Origin of the sequence: Enterococcus sp. 5B3_DIV0040, from assembly GCF_002140755.1 — a bacterium.
Taxonomy (GTDB): Bacteria; Bacillota; Bacilli; order Lactobacillales; family Enterococcaceae; genus Enterococcus_D; species Enterococcus_D casseliflavus.
This window is the reverse complement of the sequence record NZ_NGLC01000001.1, coordinates 756,704-773,392: the sequence shown is the minus strand read 5'-3', so window position 1 is coordinate 773,392 and position 16,689 is coordinate 756,704. Positions and strand designations below refer to the sequence as shown.

Below are 16,689 nucleotides of genomic sequence, written 5' to 3'. Positions count from 1 at the left end.
GGTATTTACTTGAGAGTAGACCTCTCAAAACTGAACAAAGGCAAACGATGTGTAGTCTTCCGAAATATTCCTTAGAAAGGAGGTGATCCAGCCGCACCTTCCGATACGGCTACCTTGTTACGACTTCACCCCAATCATCTATCCCACCTTAGGCGGCTGGCTCCAAAAGGTTACCTCACCGACTTCGGGTGTTACAAACTCTCGTGGTGTGACGGGCGGTGTGTACAAGGCCCGGGAACGTATTCACCGCGGCGTGCTGATCCGCGATTACTAGCGATTCCGGCTTCATGTAGGCGAGTTGCAGCCTACAATCCGAACTGAGAGAAGCTTTAAGAGATTAGCTTAGCCTCGCGACTTCGCAACTCGTTGTACTTCCCATTGTAGCACGTGTGTAGCCCAGGTCATAAGGGGCATGATGATTTGACGTCATCCCCACCTTCCTCCGGTTTGTCACCGGCAGTCTCGCTAGAGTGCCCAACTAAATGATGGCAACTAACAATAAGGGTTGCGCTCGTTGCGGGACTTAACCCAACATCTCACGACACGAGCTGACGACAACCATGCACCACCTGTCACTTTGCCCCCGAAGGGGAAGCTCTATCTCTAGAGTGGTCAAAGGATGTCAAGACCTGGTAAGGTTCTTCGCGTTGCTTCGAATTAAACCACATGCTCCACCGCTTGTGCGGGCCCCCGTCAATTCCTTTGAGTTTCAACCTTGCGGTCGTACTCCCCAGGCGGAGTGCTTAATGCGTTTGCTGCAGCACTGAAGGGCGGAAACCCTCCAACACTTAGCACTCATCGTTTACGGCGTGGACTACCAGGGTATCTAATCCTGTTCGCTCCCCACGCTTTCGAGCCTCAGCGTCAGTTACAGACCAGAGAGCCGCCTTCGCCACTGGTGTTCCTCCATATATCTACGCATTTCACCGCTACACATGGAATTCCACTCTCCTCTTCTGCACTCAAGTCTCCCAGTTTCCAATGACCCTCCCCGGTTGAGCCGGGGGCTTTCACATCAGACTTAAGAAACCGCCTGCGCTCGCTTTACGCCCAATAAATCCGGACAACGCTTGCCACCTACGTATTACCGCGGCTGCTGGCACGTAGTTAGCCGTGGCTTTCTGGTTAGATACCGTCAAGGGATGAACATTTTACTCTCATCCTTGTTCTTCTCTAACAACAGAGTTTTACGATCCGAAAACCTTCTTCACTCACGCGGCGTTGCTCGGTCAGACTTTCGTCCATTGCCGAAGATTCCCTACTGCTGCCTCCCGTAGGAGTCTGGGCCGTGTCTCAGTCCCAGTGTGGCCGATCACCCTCTCAGGTCGGCTATGCATCGTTGCCTTGGTGAGCCGTTACCTCACCAACTAGCTAATGCACCGCGGGTCCATCCATCAGTGACGCAAAAGCGCCTTTCAACTTTCTTCCATGCGGAAAATAGTGTTATACGGTATTAGCACCTGTTTCCAAGTGTTATCCCCTTCTGATGGGCAGGTTACCCACGTGTTACTCACCCGTTCGCCACTCTTTTTCTTTCGGTGGAGCAAGCTCCGGTGAAAGAAAAAGCGTTCGACTTGCATGTATTAGGCACGCCGCCAGCGTTCGTCCTGAGCCAGGATCAAACTCTCATAATGATTTGTTTGAATGACCATACGGTCATTAAGCTCATAAAAATTAACTTTGCTAGCTATTGCTTGCATGTATTTGTTTCAATAAATTGAAACGTCCTACACATTGGTTCGTTTGCTTGCTTTGTTCAGTTTTCAAAGGTCTACCGTGCTGTGTTAGCAACTTTTATATCATATCAGAGCGACGTTTGTTTGTCAACTCTTTTTTAAAAGTTTTTTTCAAGAAGTTGTTATTTAACTTCTTTCTTAACCTCAGCGGCTTTTTTATCTTACCATCTCAACCGTTATATGTCAAACACTTTTTTTGAAAAGTTTTTTTGATTTATTAGGTTTTTCAGAGATGATATTTTTTCGACTTTGTTATAATAACACTTGTAAAATGTTTCGTCAACAACTAATTTCAAAAAAGATCAATCAGTGTTTGTTACAAATGCCTTAACAAGGACAAGTAATAATATAGCAATTCTTAAAGGAAAAATCAACTAAAAAAATAGGCTTTTTGGCAACTATTTTTATAAGCGAATTATTCATTGTCAAACGATTCGAACGTTCGTTTATAAGAAGTATTTTGCGGCTAAATCTATCATTAATGGATAAAAAAAGAGAACTTAAGCTTTTCGCCTAACGTTCTCTTTTCGTCCGATCTTCTGATTGAACGATCGGTATATAGATTCGAAAGATCGTTCCTTGACCGATGACACTCTCTGCTGAAATTTTTCCTTTATAGCTTTCCAATAACTGTTTCGCAATAGAGAGCCCTAGCCCGTTTCCGCCTTTGGTTCTAGCACGGGCTTTATCTACCCGATAGAAACGATTAAAGATCTTGTCGAGGTCTTCTTTGGAGATTCCCTCACCAAAGTCTTGAATGGCAATTTCAAAGGATTGCCGATCCAACGAAATGGATAGATGAACTTCTTTTCGATCAGTGGAATATTTCACTGCGTTATCCAAGACAATAATAATGATCTGTTCAAAATGATTGCGATAGATTTTCAGCTTCAACTCATGGTATAAGTCATCATCCAATGTAAAAACAAAATCCGGATACAGTATTTTAAAGTTATTGAAGACTTGATAGACAACTTCTTTTGCATTGGTTGTTTCATTTGCATAATGAACATCCACTTGTTCCGCTCTTGAGAGATCCAACATTTCCTGTACTAGCGTCTTCATCCGACTGATCTCTTGCATACTGGCTGCCAGAGACTCATCCAAAATCTCTGGATCGTCTTTTCCCCAACGCTGCAACAGATTCATATGTCCTTCAATGATCGCCACAGGCGTTCGCAACTCATGAGAAACGTCTTCGACGAATCGCTCTTGCTGTTCAATGTATAGGCGCATGCGATCCAGCATTTCGTTAAAGATATCTGCTAAATCAGACAGTTCATCGTTCGTATTTAATTCTGGCATATGCACCGTTGACTGTGGGTTTTTCCGAACGGTTTCCATCGTATCTCGCAAGACCTTTAACGGCTGAAGGAAATACGCTGATAAAAAGAATCCAAGCACACTACTAAGAATCAGAGAAACGACTTCTAAGATAATCAAAGTCAGCAGCAGTTTGCTGCGTATTTCGTAAAAAGAAGTCAATTCATAAAATGTTTGTGCATAGCCAATCCGCTCTCTGGTGCCTTTTGAATAGATGGGTTGGATCGAGAGAAAGCCTGTGATACCATCCAGCGTTACGATGGTTGGCGCTTTGCGCTGCGTGTCGATCAGTGCTAAATCATTCTCATGGGTTTTAAACACAAGATCCTCATTCAAATTATAAACAAACAAGCTCAACGGCGCTTGGCCTAATTCCGAAATAAAGGAATCGATTTTCATTAAGTTGCCATCGATCGTTGAAGTGCGATCATAAATGCTCGTCGTCCCCGCATCATTTTTGGTTAAATTACGATACGTCCGAACCAATGTTAGTTCTTGATCCGAATTGGCTAAACGAGAAGCAACCTCTGACATCGTCCGCTCCACATTGTTTTCTTCTTTAGCGACGATCAAATTCACCGATGTTTTATAGGTGATCACAGCAAAGATCGTAAATACGACGAATATAAAGAAAGAACTTGCGAAGGCCCACTTTACAGTTAAAGAAGGCCCCTTCAGTTCTTTTAATTTTTTCATTCTTTTTTTAAGGTTCACGACCGCATCACATAACCTGTACCACGAACGGTTTGGATATAGCTTTCCTCCCCTGGCACATCAATTTTATTTCGTAAGTAGCGGATGTAAACATCGACAACGTTGGTTTCAACTTCTGTCTCATAGCCCCAGACTTTGTTTAATAAAACATCTCTGGCTAAAACGACATTGACGTTTTCCATTAAAGTCAACAATAGCTCATATTCGCGTTTTGTTAGTTCAATGACATCTGTTCCACGTCGAACGACACGGTTTTCTTTTTCAATCGTTAGATCGCGGTAAGTGATCGTGGTTTGTTTTGCGACGTTTTTGTCCCCTTCGATATCGATACGGCGAAGCAACGCACGTAAGCGTGCCAGCAATTCTTCAATTGCAAAAGGCTTCACAATATAATCATCAGCACCATGATCCAAACCTGATACTCGATCAATCACAGAATCTCTCGCGGTCATCATGATGATCGGGGTGTTCTTCGATTGACGCACACGTCGGCAAACTTCTAACCCATTTAGCTCTGGAAGCATTAGATCCAATAAGATTGCATCCCATTCATTATTCAGCGCAGCATCCAGTCCCGTCCGTCCGTTGTAATGAACTTCAGTATTATACCCTTCATGCTTCAATTCTAATTCCACAAATCGAGCTAAGTTCTTTTCATCTTCAATGATTAGAATATTACTCATTATTGATAGCCCCTTTATTGATTATTCTGCCTTTAAAATAGACATTATCTGTCTTATTTTATCATGTATCTAAAAAATAAAAAAGAGATTGACCGAAAGTTCTCACTTTCGGCCTTTCTCTTTTGGATTCTCTTAAAGCTTACGCTTCGTCATACCATGAATAATGGAAAATTCCCTCTTTATCTGTCCGTTCATACGTATGCGCGCCGAAGTAATCCCGTTGTGCTTGGATCAAGTTCGCTGGCAAACGATCAGAACGATACGAATCAAAGTACGCGATCGCAGAGGAGAACGTCGGCACAGGGACACCCGCTTGGACAGCTAGCGCAACTACTTCACGTACAGAAGATTGATAGCGTTTCGTGATGTCTTTGAAGTAATCATCTAATAATAAGTTTTCGATGTCAGCATTCTTGTCATAAGCATCCGTGATTTTTTGTAAAAATTGCGCACGGATGATACAGCCTGCACGCCAAATTTTGGCAATCTCACCAAAAGGAAGATCCCAATCGTACTCTTTTGATGCTGTACGTAATTGCGCGAAACCTTGTGCATAGCTCATGATTTTACTGAAGTATAAGGCTTCACGGATCTTATTGATAAATTCTTCTTTGTTTCCTTCAAAAGCAACCGCTTCTGGTTTCGGTAATACTTTGCTGGCATTGACCCGTTCTTCTTTGTAAGCTGAGATATAGCGAGCAAAAACAGATTCAGTGATCAATGGCAATGGAACACCTAGGTCTAAGGCACTTTGGCTCGTCCATTTCCCAGTTCCTTTATTGCCTGCAGCATCTAAGATGACATCAACGATCGGTTTGCCTGTTCCTTGATCATCTTTACGTGTCAAGATATCCGCTGTGATCTCAATTAGGTAGCTATCCAATTCACCTTTGTTCCATTCGGCAAAGATATCAGCCATTTCATCAACAGATAGACCTAAAATGTTTTGCATCAAGTCATAAGACTCCGCAATCAGCTGCATGTCGCCATACTCGATCCCATTATGAACCATTTTTACGTAATGGCCTGCACCATTTGGTCCAATATAAGTTACACAAGGTGTACCATCTTCAGCTTTTGCTGAAATTTGTTCTAAGATCGGTGCAACCAATTCATATGCTTCTTTTTGTCCACCAGGCATGATCGAAGGACCTTTCAAGGCGCCTTCTTCCCCACCAGAAACACCCGTACCGATAAAGTTGATTCCTGAGTTTGCCAACTCTTCGTTACGACGAACGGTATCTTTAAAGAAGGTATTTCCGCCATCGATCAAAATATCGCCTTTGTCTAGATGAGGCAATAGTTCTTGGATCGTAGCATCCGTCGCAAATCCTGCTTTTACCATTAATAAAATACGACGTGGTTTTTCAATTGATTGGACAAATTCTTCTATCGTATAAGTTGCTTTAAAATTTTTATCTGGATGTTCTTTTACTACTTCTTCTGTCTTTGAACCAGTACGGTTAAATAAGGCAACTGAATAACCGCGGCTTTCGATGTTCAACGCTAAGTTTTTGCCCATAACAGCCATACCGACAACGCCGATTTGTTGTTTTGTCATCTTTCATCCTCCTAAGATTCAATTATCTTTTTCATTATAGCGCAAATGTACCTGCTTTTGAACTATTCTCTTTCGATGGACAAAAAATATTTCTGAAAAGTTCCATCTTTTCCAAAAAAAACAAAAAAACCTCAGGCTCCATGGTTAGCCTAAGGTTTTAGAATCCTCTTTCTGAAAAAAAGGAATTATGCTTCTTTTGTTGCTACGTCTTTGCCATCGTAATGACCACAGTTAGAGCAGACATGGTGGCTTTTTTTCATTTCACCACAGTTTGCACATTCGTTCAAACCGTTGATTGTCAATTTGTAATGTGTACGACGTTTTGCTTTCTTCGCTTTCGAAGTTTTTCTAGCTGGTACTGCCATTTTGCTACACCTCCTTGTTAATGAACGCAACCTTGAGGCTGCAATTTATTCCAATCCTACGCGTTATCGTCATCTGATTCATTGAATAATTCGGATAATTTTGCAAGACGAGGATCAACTTGTTGAGCTTGCGCTTCTTTTTGATTTGCAAAGTCTTCTTCTGACAAAACAGCCCAATCGTTGCCAGATGGCATTGCTGAACCTTGTTTTTCTTCTTCTGTCAGGACTTGCAAAGGAATCGCAAGTAATAGGTTATCAGCGACCGATTCATCTAAGCTGATGGTTTGACCTTCAATGATCAAAACTTCTTCTTCGACGATCGTTTCATCGCGACGCTGAAATTGCTCTGGTGTCATGAATTGTTCATCCACTGAAAAATCAAAAGGAATCGCTACAGGTGTCAAAGAACGAGTAGATGGCAATGTCATCGTCGTTTCCACTTGATAGTGCAGCAAGTATCCTTGCTTATCAACACTCATCAGCCCTTTTACTTTTACAGGAGACAAATCAATGATCTGTCCATCGCGTTTTATCAGTTGACTTTTTAGGTCAAGTGTTTCTTCAAACATCAGCGGTGTCTCTTGGTATTTTTTTAATTCCAATAAAGACCATTTCATTTTTATCACCCCTAAGCAACAAAAGCAATTATACAGGGCTTCTGAGGCTTTGTCAATGAAATTTTCTTGACACCTTTTTCATTTTTGATCGTGTCATTTTAATGCCTTTTCTCAAGGGATTTCGACACTCTCAAAAAAACAACAGGAAGCGCACAACGTGCACTTGCCTGTTGCTTGATCAATCGTTAAAAATCATTAGATCGCTGTTGTTTCTCCACGATAAACGATACCGCGACGAGAATCAAGAGTAACCAATTCGCCATCTTTGATGGTTGTTGTTGCGTCTTTGGCACCAACGATCACTGGTAGATCTTTCGCGATTCCGACAACTGCTGCATGAGAAGTCAAGCCGCCATCTTCAACAACTAAAGCTGCTGCTTTTTCGATTGCTGGCATATATTCTTTATCTGTTGTTGGTACAACTAAAATCATGCCATCTTTTGCTTTCGCAATTGCTTCTTCGGCACTGTGAGCGATCACGGCATTGGCAACAACTGATTTTTCACCAATTCCTTGCGCTTCAAGCAATTTTGATCCGATCAATTGGATCTTCATTACGTTGGTTGTTCCGCGTTCACCAACAGGAACACCGGCTGTGATCAAGATTAGATCGCCTTCTTTAGCAAAGCCTAAATCCACTGCTTGTTTTGCTGCTAATTCAAACATTTCATCAGTTGTTGATGGTTTTTCAGCAACGGTTGGGTACACACCCCAGTTAAGCATCAAGCCGCGTTTTGTGCGTTCGTCAAATGTGACAGCTAAAATGTCAGCATCTGGACGATATTTAGAGATCATTTTTGCAGTGTAGCCAGATTCAGTGGCAGCAACGATTGTTTTAACCCCTAAGTTTTTCGCTGCACGCGCAACAGATAAACCGATTGTTTCCGTTACATCTGTTTTATCAAATTGGTTGATTTGGAAAGTGCTGTTTTCTGATAAAGCTTTTTCTGCTTCCACGTCGATACGTGCCATTGTTGCTACTGCTTCAACAGGGTAGTCACCGTTTGCTGACTCACCAGAAAGCATTGTTGCATCAGTACCGTCAAAGACAGCATTGGCAACGTCAGAAGCTTCTGCACGAGTTGGACGTGGGTTTTGTTGCATTGATTCTAACATTTGTGTTGCTGTGATAACTGATTTACCAGCAGCGTTACATTTTTTAATGATGCTCTTTTGAACCATTGGTACTTCTTCAGCAGGGATCTCAACACCCATGTCACCACGGGCAACCATGATACCATCAGAAACTTTGATGATTTCATCGATATTATCGATACCTTCTTGTGATTCGATTTTAGAGAAGATTTGCACATGAGTCATGTCTTTTTCTTCTAAAATTTCACGAATTTCTAAAACGTCTTGCGCTTTACGTACAAATGAAGCGGCAATGAAGTCGATATCGTTATCAAGACCAAAACGGATATCTTCTGCATCTTTTTCAGTAATACCAGGTAAGCTGATTGATACGCCAGGAGCATTGACCCCTTTACGTGATCCTAACATTCCAGCATTTTTAACGACAACCACTAATTCACGGGTTGCTTCGTCTTTTTCTTTGATTTCCATGTCGATCAAGCCATCATCAAACAAGATGTGTCCGCCCACATGAACATCTTCAAATAAACCAGGATAAGTTACAGCAATTTTTTCTTTTGTTCCTTTGTGTTCTGGATCCATTGAAATGCGTGTTTCATCGCCAACGTTGAATTGGATGTATCCAGCACGACCAAAGTCTGCTTCTGTCGTATTTTGTACAGTTGTACGGATTTCAGCACCTTTTGTATCTAAAAGGATACCGACATCTTTACCAGTTTTCTTTACGGCTTCACGAACCATTGTCATACGCGCTAATTGTTCTTCATGATCTCCATGAGAGAAGTTAAAGCGGAAGACATTCGCACCGGCTTCAATCAGTTGAGAAATAATTTCCACACTGTTACTTGCTGGTCCTAATGTACTTACGATCTTTGTTTTTTTCATTACTAAACGCTCCTATTCATTTATTTAAAATAGCTAATAAGCTTTTTTTACAAAATTACTGTTGCGTTGCTTTAAAAATCTCTTTAGAATGAGATTTCTTTGTTCAAGTTATACAAGCTAAGATCTGGTTTGTGACGATTGTTTTCAAGGGTATCGATGATATCAGAAGCAATCATTTCATTGTTTTCGATACCGATACATAGACCGCCTTTGCCTTGTTGCAATAATTCAACGGCATATGAACCAAATTTACTTGCTAACACACGGTCACGAGCGCTTGGTGAACCACCCCGGACAACGTGTCCTAGAATTGATACACGGGTATGGAAATCGCCGTATTCAGAAAGTTTGTCAGCAAATTCATTTCCGCCCATCACACCTTCGGCTAAAACGATCAAGCAATGTTTTTTCCCGCGGTCGCGTCCTTCACGGATACGATCAGCAACAACTTGCATGTCAAAATCATGTTCTGGGATGATGATTTCATCCGCACCACCGGCCACACCTGACCATAAAGCGATATCGCCAGCACCACGACCCATTACTTCGATCACGAATGTGCGGACATGTGATGTCGCTGTATCACGGATCCGGTCAATCGATTCCAAGACAGTATTGATCGCTGTATCAAAACCAATCGTGAAATCTGTTCCTGGAATGTCATTATCGATCGTTCCTGGAATCCCGATCGCTGGGAAACCGTGACGAGTAAGTGCCATCGCACCATGGTAAGATCCATCTCCACCAATCACGACTAGCCCTTCGATGCCAAATTTCTTTAATTGTTCGATTCCTTTTAATTGTCCTTCTTGTGTCGCAAATTCTGGATAACGTGCTGAATATAAGAATGTTCCACCACGTTGAATTTTGTCACCAACATCAGCAACATCTAAGCGACGAATGTCGCCTGCGACTAGTCCGGCATAGCCATAGTTGATTCCGTATACTTCAAGTCCGTCAAAAATACCCTTTCTGACAACTGCGCGAATCGCTGCGTTCATTCCTGGTGCATCGCCGCCACTGGTTAGAATTCCAATGCGTTTCATTATTCTTTCACCTCATCAAAAGATTTTGTTTAGGGAAGCCCCTGTTTGCTAGTTTTCAAGTAATAACCACGAGACATATTCTACCATTATTCCATGAAAATGTCTTGAAATAGTGGGAAAAAGTTGAAAAAAGTGTAAGTTGAATTACCGTTTTCGGAAAATTACTTGAAAATTACATTTCCATTTCCTAATAATGCGATCAGTTGTTTGACAAAGTTCGGCTCATCCGTCACCCAGTTTTCTTCTGCTAATAACACTTTTTTGCCACTGCTTTCATAGAACATCACCACTGGAATATTTCCGTGATGCTGCTTCATTTCCTTCGACAATGCTTGCAGGTGCGACGTTTCAGCTTCAGCAGAAATCTTTAAGTAACAAGTTTGTGACGCAATTTTATTTTGAACGTTTTCTGCTAAGTCTATTTTATCAGCAATGAGTTGGATTTCACCATTGTAACGACTTACCTCGACCTTTCCTTCGATATAAAGAACAGCATTTTCTTCAATCAAGGAACGTACTTGTCGATAAACGATGGGAAAAATCGTTACTGACACTTCTTTGCTGGCATCCGTTCCTTCGACAAACGCCATTTGTTCGCCCTTTTTCGTTCGAATCTCTCGAATCTTGCGCACATATAAAAGGATACGCACCCGTTCATTCGGAACCAGGTCGGCAATATCAGTGATTTGTTTTAGTTGGTGCAATTTTTGAAACTGTTCCACGGGATGGCCAGACAAATAAACACCTAAGTATTCTTCTTCCAAAGCCAGTTTTTCTTCTAGTTTGTAATCGGCAACGGCTTCTTCTTTTAATGCCATAGTTTCTAAGAGATCCAAACTGCCGCCACTATAAGTAATGTTTTGGATCTTTCCTTCTAGCTGGATCAGTGCTTGTTTTCGATTGGGGGCGATCCCATCGAATACGCCGATGCTCAAAAGCGGCAATAAATAATCCAATTTTAACCATTTGCTGTTCCGCTGATTCAAGCGAAGCAAAAATTGATCCATAGACGTGAAATTACCATGCTCTTTTCTTTCTGCCAAAATGTCTTGGATCATGTCGCGTCGGATTCCTTTGATACTGCTGAAACCAAAACGAATTTGTTTTTCATTTTGCAGTTGAAAACTAAACCCACTGGCATTGATCGAAGGCGGCAGTACTTCTACGCCATAACGTGCGGCTTCATTTAAATATTCTTTCATTTTGCTGGCGGTGTTGCGTACCGAGTGTAGGATCGAAGCAAAAAATGGTGCGGGATAGTGTACCTTCAGATAGGCCATTTGAAAGCCGATAAAGGAATAGGCAAACGCATGGGATCGATTAAACCCATAATTGGCGAACCGCTCGATATAGTCATAGACCAAATTGGCGGTCTTTTCATCGTATTGATTGGCTAAGGCGCCTTGCACAAAATGACGACGTTCCTCATCCAAGACGTCTTTTTTCTTTTTACTGATTGCTCGACGCAAAATATCTGCTTGTCCTAAGCTGAAACCAGCCATTTTGGAAGCTACCTGCATGATCTGCTCTTGGTAGACAATGATTCCGTAAGTGTTTTGCAAAATCGGAATCAAGCTGTCATCTGGATAAGAGACACGCTCTTGTCCTTTTTTCCGCTTAATAAAGGTATCGATATTTTGCATCGGTCCTGGACGATACAAGGCATTGACTGCGGCAATATCCTCGATGCTTTCTGGTCCTAACTTACGCAGCACATTGCGTATCCCCGCTGATTCAAATTGGAAGATCCCTGCGGTCTCGCCTTTTTGAAACAAGCGCAATGTTGCTGGATCATCAAGAGGAATCTCCTTTTGGGTAACGATTTGTTGGCTGATTCGTTTAATGCCTTTCAAGGTATTATCAATGATCGATAAGTTTCTCAAGCCTAAAAAGTCCATCTTCAATAGGCCGATGGCTTCTACGTCATTCATGGTAAATTGGGTCAGCCAGATCCCATCGCTGCCTTCTTGTAAGGGAACCAGATCAAGCAAATTCTTGTCACTGATCACCACACCAGCGGCATGAGTCGATACGTGACGTGGCAAGCCTTCTAAAATTTTGGCGACTTGAAACATTACTTGGTTTCGCTCATTAAACGACACCAATTCTCGCAGCTGATTGGATTGTTCATAAGCAAGATCTAAGGTCATTTTCAAGGCATTGGGAATGGCTTTTGACCAGCGATTGGCTTCACTTTGCGAAAGACCAAAGACACGAGAAACATCTCGCAGAACCATTTTGGCCGCCATGGTGCCAAACGTCGCAATCTGTGCCATATATTCTTGCCCGTATTTTTGGCGCACATACTGTAAAATCTCGTCTCTGCGATTGTCAGGAATGTCTAAATCAATATCAGGCATCGTGTAACGTTCTGGATTCAAGAATCGTTCAAACAAAAGATCGTATTTGATTGGATCCACGTCGGTGATCGATAAAACATATGCCACCAGTGCGCCAGCAGCCGATCCCCGTCCAGCGCCGGTAACGATCTCTTGTTGGTGGGCAAAGTCCATGACGTCCCAAATAATCAAGAAATAGTCATCAAAGCCCATCTTATGGATGACGGACAACTCATAATCCAAACGCTGTTCGTACGCCGATGTAACGTGGGCAACACGCTGAGGCAGACGCTCAAAACAAATTTTCCGCAAATAGTCCGCAGCGCTTTCTTCGGCTGGTAGCGGGTAATGAGGCAACAGCCGCTGATGCAGCGGCAGCTCGACGGCGCATTCAGCTGCAATCCGCTGATTATTCATCAATGCCTGCGACCATTCTTCAAATGCCGCGGTCAGTTGGTCTGCTGGTTGTAGAAAAAGCTGCGCAGCCCCTTGCTCTTTAGCCTGACGAAAGTCTTCAATTTGCGAGCCCTCTTTGATATGCGTCATCACTTTGACTGCAAAGGCTTCTTCTTGTGCTAAAGCCGCGATTGGTTGATACGCACATGGTGCAATGTTTTGCTCGTTAAACCAAGCGATCGTTTCTGGATCTAACCCTTTGCTAGTAATACCTAAAAACAAGCTCTCAGAATCAAATTTATGGCTGATTGCTCGCAGTGCTTCTTGATTGGCTTCTAGATCATCGTGCTGATAAGGCAGAAATCCCTCGCCTTCAGGCAGCAAACCAAAGAGGTCCTGCAAAGAATCACAAGCAGCTAAATTCAACTGCTCGGTGATCATTTTTTCACTTGATAAACGCATCAAGGTTTGATAGCCCTTGAGGTTTTTTGCAAATACGTACAATGGAAAGGACATTGATCCCTCTCCGAAGGTACAGTCGAACAAAGCGCCAAAAATCGGCTTGATGCCCTGTGCTAGGCATTGCTGATAAAACTCGACCGCGCCATAGAGAACATTATGATCGGTCAGACCCAACGTCTGATAGCCCATCTTTTTGGCTTGCTCTATATAGTGAGGAATTTTGATCGTACTTTGCAGCAACGAATAGGCGCTTAAGGTGGTGAGCTGTGAATACATTGAAATCCCTCCAAAAATGAAAATTCTCTTTCTTTCTGCTAGTAATTAGATTTGAAAAACAAAATGAAAAAGTGAAAATCTTTACAATAAAAATTTTTGTGATAAACTAAAGTCGAAATGGAAGATACGCAGAAAAGAGGTGTCGTCATGCGTTACTTAGTCACTTTATTTTGGACTTTTGTATTAGGTCAAGTCGTTGGCTATCTAGGCAGCTCACTTGCTGGAGCAACTTATGATTTTCAATTAACTTCAATCATCTCTTTGGTCACAGGTGTGGTGATCATTCTTGTTGGTATTATCGCACCAGCGCCTGAAAAGACAAGCCATTAAAAAAAAACCAGTTACCTTTATTGTAACTGGTTTTTTTTTCTTTTCAACTATTCACTGATGTCCGTTTTACGCAAGCTTTTACGGAAATTAAATCCTGAGATAAAAATATTGATCAGTACAAACCCGCTAGTTACCCAAAAGACGGCGGGATAACCAAAGCCAGCTGCCACCGTTGAGCCGACCATCGGACCTAACACTTGTCCAAAGTTAGAGAACATTTGGTTGTAGCTGTAGATACGGCTGACCCCTTCCATCGGGGTGATCTTGCTGATCAGTGTGTTGATCGACGGCATCAACGCACCCGTCGAAAAACCAAGCAAGAAGCGCAGCACGCCCAACTGAAACGGTGTGGAGACAAAGCCCATCGGAATGAAACAGAAAAATGACAGCAATAAACCGCCTAACAATACCTTGTGATTGCCGTAACGATCACCGATTTTGCCTAAAAATGGCGAAGAGATGATTGCCGAAACACCAGCAACAGAGACGATCAATCCGCTGACAAACAAAATATTGCCACTATTCCCGCTTAGATCACGAATATATAACGTGAGGATCGGGCTGATACTCGTTACACCTAGCTGTAAAATCAGTGACGTAATAAACAAACCGACAAGCAGCTGCATATTTTTGATTTGACCAAAAATTTCTTTGATGGACAGCAAATCGCCCTTTTCAACCGGCTCAAAATCTTCTTGAACGAGAAAAATCGTAAGCAAGAGCGTAATTAGCAGCACAACACCAGTAATGATAAAAACATTTTTCATGCCGAACCATTGCGCCAACGCCCCACCCATCGATGGACCGATCAAATTCCCTGCGATGGCTCCTGTAGCCAATGTCCCAAGCGCCCAACCACTTTTTTCTCGAGGCGCCTGCGAAGCAATCAATGCAGTCGCATTGGGAATATACCCCGATAAAATTCCGGTAAAGAAACGCATGATCAACAACCAATAGACATTCGGTACAAAAGCCAAAGACCCCATCGTCACTGTCATCCCCGCAGCCGCGCGAATCATCATTAAGCGACGACCTTTTTGATCTGCTAGATTTCCCCATACTGGAGCAATGATAGCCGCCGCAAACGCCGTTACTGAGATTGCTAATCCAGAAAACAACTCAATTTGACTCTCTGGAGCGCCTAACTCTTCTATATATAAGGGAATGAATGGCATGACAAGACTAAAACTGGCACCCGTAAAAAAACAACCTACCCATGAAATCAGTAGATTTCGTTTCCAATCAATCTTCATTTACAAACCTTCTTTCACAAATACTATACCGTATCGTGAGTAATAATCAAATAAAAAAATCTTTCTGCAGGTAACATACAGAAAGATTTTCTTCATTAAACTTAACTGATCAAAGCCAAAATGACAAAGTTTAGGATAAACAACGCATTGACGACCCAGATGATCGGAGACACTTCGTTGGCTTTTCCTTTCACTACTTTCACTAATGCGTAGAAAATGAAACCAACAGCGATCCCGTTGGAAATACTGTAAGACAAGCCCATAAAAATAGACGCGAAGAAAGCGGGAACTGCTTCTTCTAGATCGGTCCACTTGATGTCTGCAAACGAAGCCATCATCATTACCCCAACTAAGATCAACGCTGGTGCTGTCGCTTGTGCGGGAACGATTGAGATCAGTGGAGAAAAGATACTGCTGATTGCAAAGAGTGCTGCCACTACAACAGAAGTCAAGCCCGTGCGTCCACCAGCACCGATACCAGCTGCTGATTCCACATAAGTCGTTGTATTTGAGGTCCCTACGATGGCACCTACAGAAGTGGCTACGGCATCTGCAAAAAGGGCTTTATCCATCTTCGTGTTCAACCCGTTACTGTTTTCAACCGCTTCTTCATCTTTTTTCGAAAAGATCCCTGTACGACGTCCAGTCCCGATAAAGGTACCGATCGTATCAAAGACATCTGATAAGCTAAACGCTAAAATCGTCATGATTACTTGAGGGATTTTGGCAGAATCACTGAATAGTGAGCCCATTCCTTCAGAGCCAAACGCAGCGCCAAATGTGATGCCTAGTTCGCTGATGGAACTTCCTAATGAGTTCCCGTGCCAATCAATGGCACTTAAATCCACCACACCCATCAAAATACCGATGATCGTCGTTCCTAAAATACCAAAAATAATTGCCCCACGAACATTTTTCACCACTAATAAAGTAGTCACTACTAAACCAATCACTGCTAACAAAACAGGTGCATTATTGAAATTCGCCAAAGCTGGGACGATTCCCCCATTAAAATTGGCACTCACGATCGTCTCACCGTCGACAACTGAACCCGTCACTGCCGCAGTGTCTGCACTGAAGTTTAGCAAGTTGGCATTTTTGATCCCTACATAAGCCACAAAGATCCCGATCCCGCCGCCGATTGCATGCTGCATGCTTTCTGGAATCGCATGGATGATCATTTTTCTGATACGAGTGACCGTGATAAAAATGTTGATCAAGCCGCAGATGAAAACCATCGCTAATGCTTGCTGCCACGTATACCCCAAACCAAAAACGACGGTAAAGGTGAAGAATGCATTAAGGCCCATTCCAGGTGCTTGCGCGTAAGGCACATTTGCAAATAAGCCCATGATCAGGGTACCAATCACTGAAGCGATGATCGTTGCTAAGAAAACAGCTTGAAACGGCATGCCTGCAGCAGATAAAATCGTCGGATTCACAAACAAAATATAACTCATCGCGAAGAAGGTGGTGACCCCAGCCATCACTTCTGTGGAAACCGTCGTTTTATTCTCCTTTAATTTGAAAAACTTTTCCATGTTATGTTTCACTCCTGAACTTTAATCGTTTCTATGAAAAGAAAAAATGAATAATTGCGCTTTTCAT

Annotated in this window: 11 protein-coding genes and 1 rRNA gene; 1 reads left to right on the top strand and 11 read right to left on the bottom strand. The window is 42.6% G+C overall.

Features of this window, described 5'->3' with window-relative positions:
* Positions 1–75: 75 nt before the first annotated feature.
* The 9 genes from A5883_RS03785 to dnaE form a co-directional block, all read right to left on the bottom strand.
* Positions 76–1,634: ribosomal RNA gene (locus tag A5883_RS03785) — 16S ribosomal RNA — on the bottom strand.
* A 615-nt stretch (positions 1,635–2,249) separates the two neighbouring features.
* Positions 2,250–3,755, bottom strand: coding sequence for a HAMP domain-containing sensor histidine kinase (locus A5883_RS03780; RefSeq protein ID WP_034696083.1), 1,506 nt, complete (start codon positions 3,753–3,755; stop codon positions 2,250–2,252).
* Positions 3,756–3,769: 14 nt separating this feature from the next.
* Positions 3,770–4,456: a response regulator transcription factor gene (locus A5883_RS03775; RefSeq protein WP_005229193.1), complete on the bottom strand. Its 687-nt coding sequence runs from the start codon at positions 4,454–4,456 to the stop codon at positions 3,770–3,772.
* Between the two features lie 139 nt (positions 4,457–4,595).
* Positions 4,596–6,017 carry an NADP-dependent phosphogluconate dehydrogenase gene (gene gndA / locus A5883_RS03770; protein WP_005229192.1) on the bottom strand — a complete coding sequence of 474 codons (1,422 nt, stop codon included), beginning with the start codon at positions 6,015–6,017 and terminating at the stop codon, positions 4,596–4,598.
* Positions 6,018–6,202: 185 nt separating this feature from the next.
* The gene (rpmF, locus tag A5883_RS03765; protein WP_005229191.1) at positions 6,203–6,382 is read right to left on the bottom strand and encodes a 50S ribosomal protein L32; all 180 of its coding nucleotides are present in this window, start codon (positions 6,380–6,382) and stop codon (positions 6,203–6,205) included.
* A 56-nt stretch (positions 6,383–6,438) separates the two neighbouring features.
* Complete coding sequence (locus tag A5883_RS03760; protein ID WP_010749661.1) at positions 6,439–6,999, bottom strand: YceD family protein; 561 nt, start codon at positions 6,997–6,999, stop codon at positions 6,439–6,441.
* Between the two features lie 195 nt (positions 7,000–7,194).
* A complete protein-coding gene (gene pyk, locus A5883_RS03755; protein WP_005229179.1) occupies positions 7,195–8,979 on the bottom strand; it encodes a pyruvate kinase in 1,785 nt (594 codons plus the stop codon).
* An 83-nt stretch (positions 8,980–9,062) separates the two neighbouring features.
* A complete protein-coding gene (gene pfkA / locus A5883_RS03750) occupies positions 9,063–10,025 on the bottom strand; it encodes a 6-phosphofructokinase (protein WP_081117192.1) in 963 nt (320 codons plus the stop codon).
* A gap of 161 nt (positions 10,026–10,186) precedes the next feature.
* Entirely contained in the window at positions 10,187–13,498 is a 3,312-nt protein-coding gene (gene dnaE / locus A5883_RS03745; protein WP_086338019.1) for a DNA polymerase III subunit alpha, read from the bottom strand.
* 147 nt (positions 13,499–13,645) lie between these two features.
* On the opposite strand from dnaE, the gene A5883_RS03740 reads away from it, so the two are divergent.
* Positions 13,646–13,828: a YjzD family protein gene (locus tag A5883_RS03740; RefSeq protein ID WP_008377814.1), complete on the top strand. Its 183-nt coding sequence runs from the start codon at positions 13,646–13,648 to the stop codon at positions 13,826–13,828.
* A 47-nt stretch (positions 13,829–13,875) separates the two neighbouring features.
* Here the strand turns inward: A5883_RS03740 and A5883_RS03735 are convergent, their stop codons facing one another.
* Entirely contained in the window at positions 13,876–15,081 is a 1,206-nt protein-coding gene (locus A5883_RS03735; protein WP_005231893.1) for a multidrug efflux MFS transporter, read from the bottom strand.
* A 101-nt stretch (positions 15,082–15,182) separates the two neighbouring features.
* The gene (locus A5883_RS03730; protein WP_005237180.1) at positions 15,183–16,622 is read right to left on the bottom strand and encodes an NCS2 family permease; all 1,440 of its coding nucleotides are present in this window, start codon (positions 16,620–16,622) and stop codon (positions 15,183–15,185) included.
* Between the last annotated feature and the right edge of the window lie 67 nt (positions 16,623–16,689).

Excerpts from the sequence above, each read along its gene's own strand:
- A5883_RS03775 (WP_005229193.1), bottom strand. The coding sequence starts at position 4,456 with ATGAGTAATATTCTAATCATTGAAGATGAAAAGAACTTAGCTCGATTT.
- pyk (WP_005229179.1), bottom strand. The coding sequence starts at position 8,979 with ATGAAAAAAACAAAGATCGTAAGTACATTAGGACCAGCAAGTAACAGT.
- dnaE (WP_086338019.1), bottom strand. The coding sequence starts at position 13,498 with ATGTATTCACAGCTCACCACCTTAAGCGCCTATTCGTTGCTGCAAAGT.
- A5883_RS03730 (WP_005237180.1), bottom strand. The coding sequence starts at position 16,622 with ATGGAAAAGTTTTTCAAATTAAAGGAGAATAAAACGACGGTTTCCACA.
- A5883_RS03780 (WP_034696083.1), bottom strand. The coding sequence starts at position 3,755 with ATGAAAAAATTAAAAGAACTGAAGGGGCCTTCTTTAACTGTAAAGTGG.
- A5883_RS03760 (WP_010749661.1), bottom strand. The coding sequence starts at position 6,999 with ATGAAATGGTCTTTATTGGAATTAAAAAAATACCAAGAGACACCGCTG.
- pfkA (WP_081117192.1), bottom strand. The coding sequence starts at position 10,025 with ATGAAACGCATTGGAATTCTAACCAGTGGCGGCGATGCACCAGGAATG.
- A5883_RS03740 (WP_008377814.1), top strand. The coding sequence starts at position 13,646 with ATGCGTTACTTAGTCACTTTATTTTGGACTTTTGTATTAGGTCAAGTC.
- rpmF (WP_005229191.1), bottom strand. The coding sequence starts at position 6,382 with ATGGCAGTACCAGCTAGAAAAACTTCGAAAGCGAAGAAAGCAAAACGT.
- gndA (WP_005229192.1), bottom strand. The coding sequence starts at position 6,017 with ATGACAAAACAACAAATCGGCGTTGTCGGTATGGCTGTTATGGGCAAA.
- A5883_RS03735 (WP_005231893.1), bottom strand. The coding sequence starts at position 15,081 with ATGAAGATTGATTGGAAACGAAATCTACTGATTTCATGGGTAGGTTGT.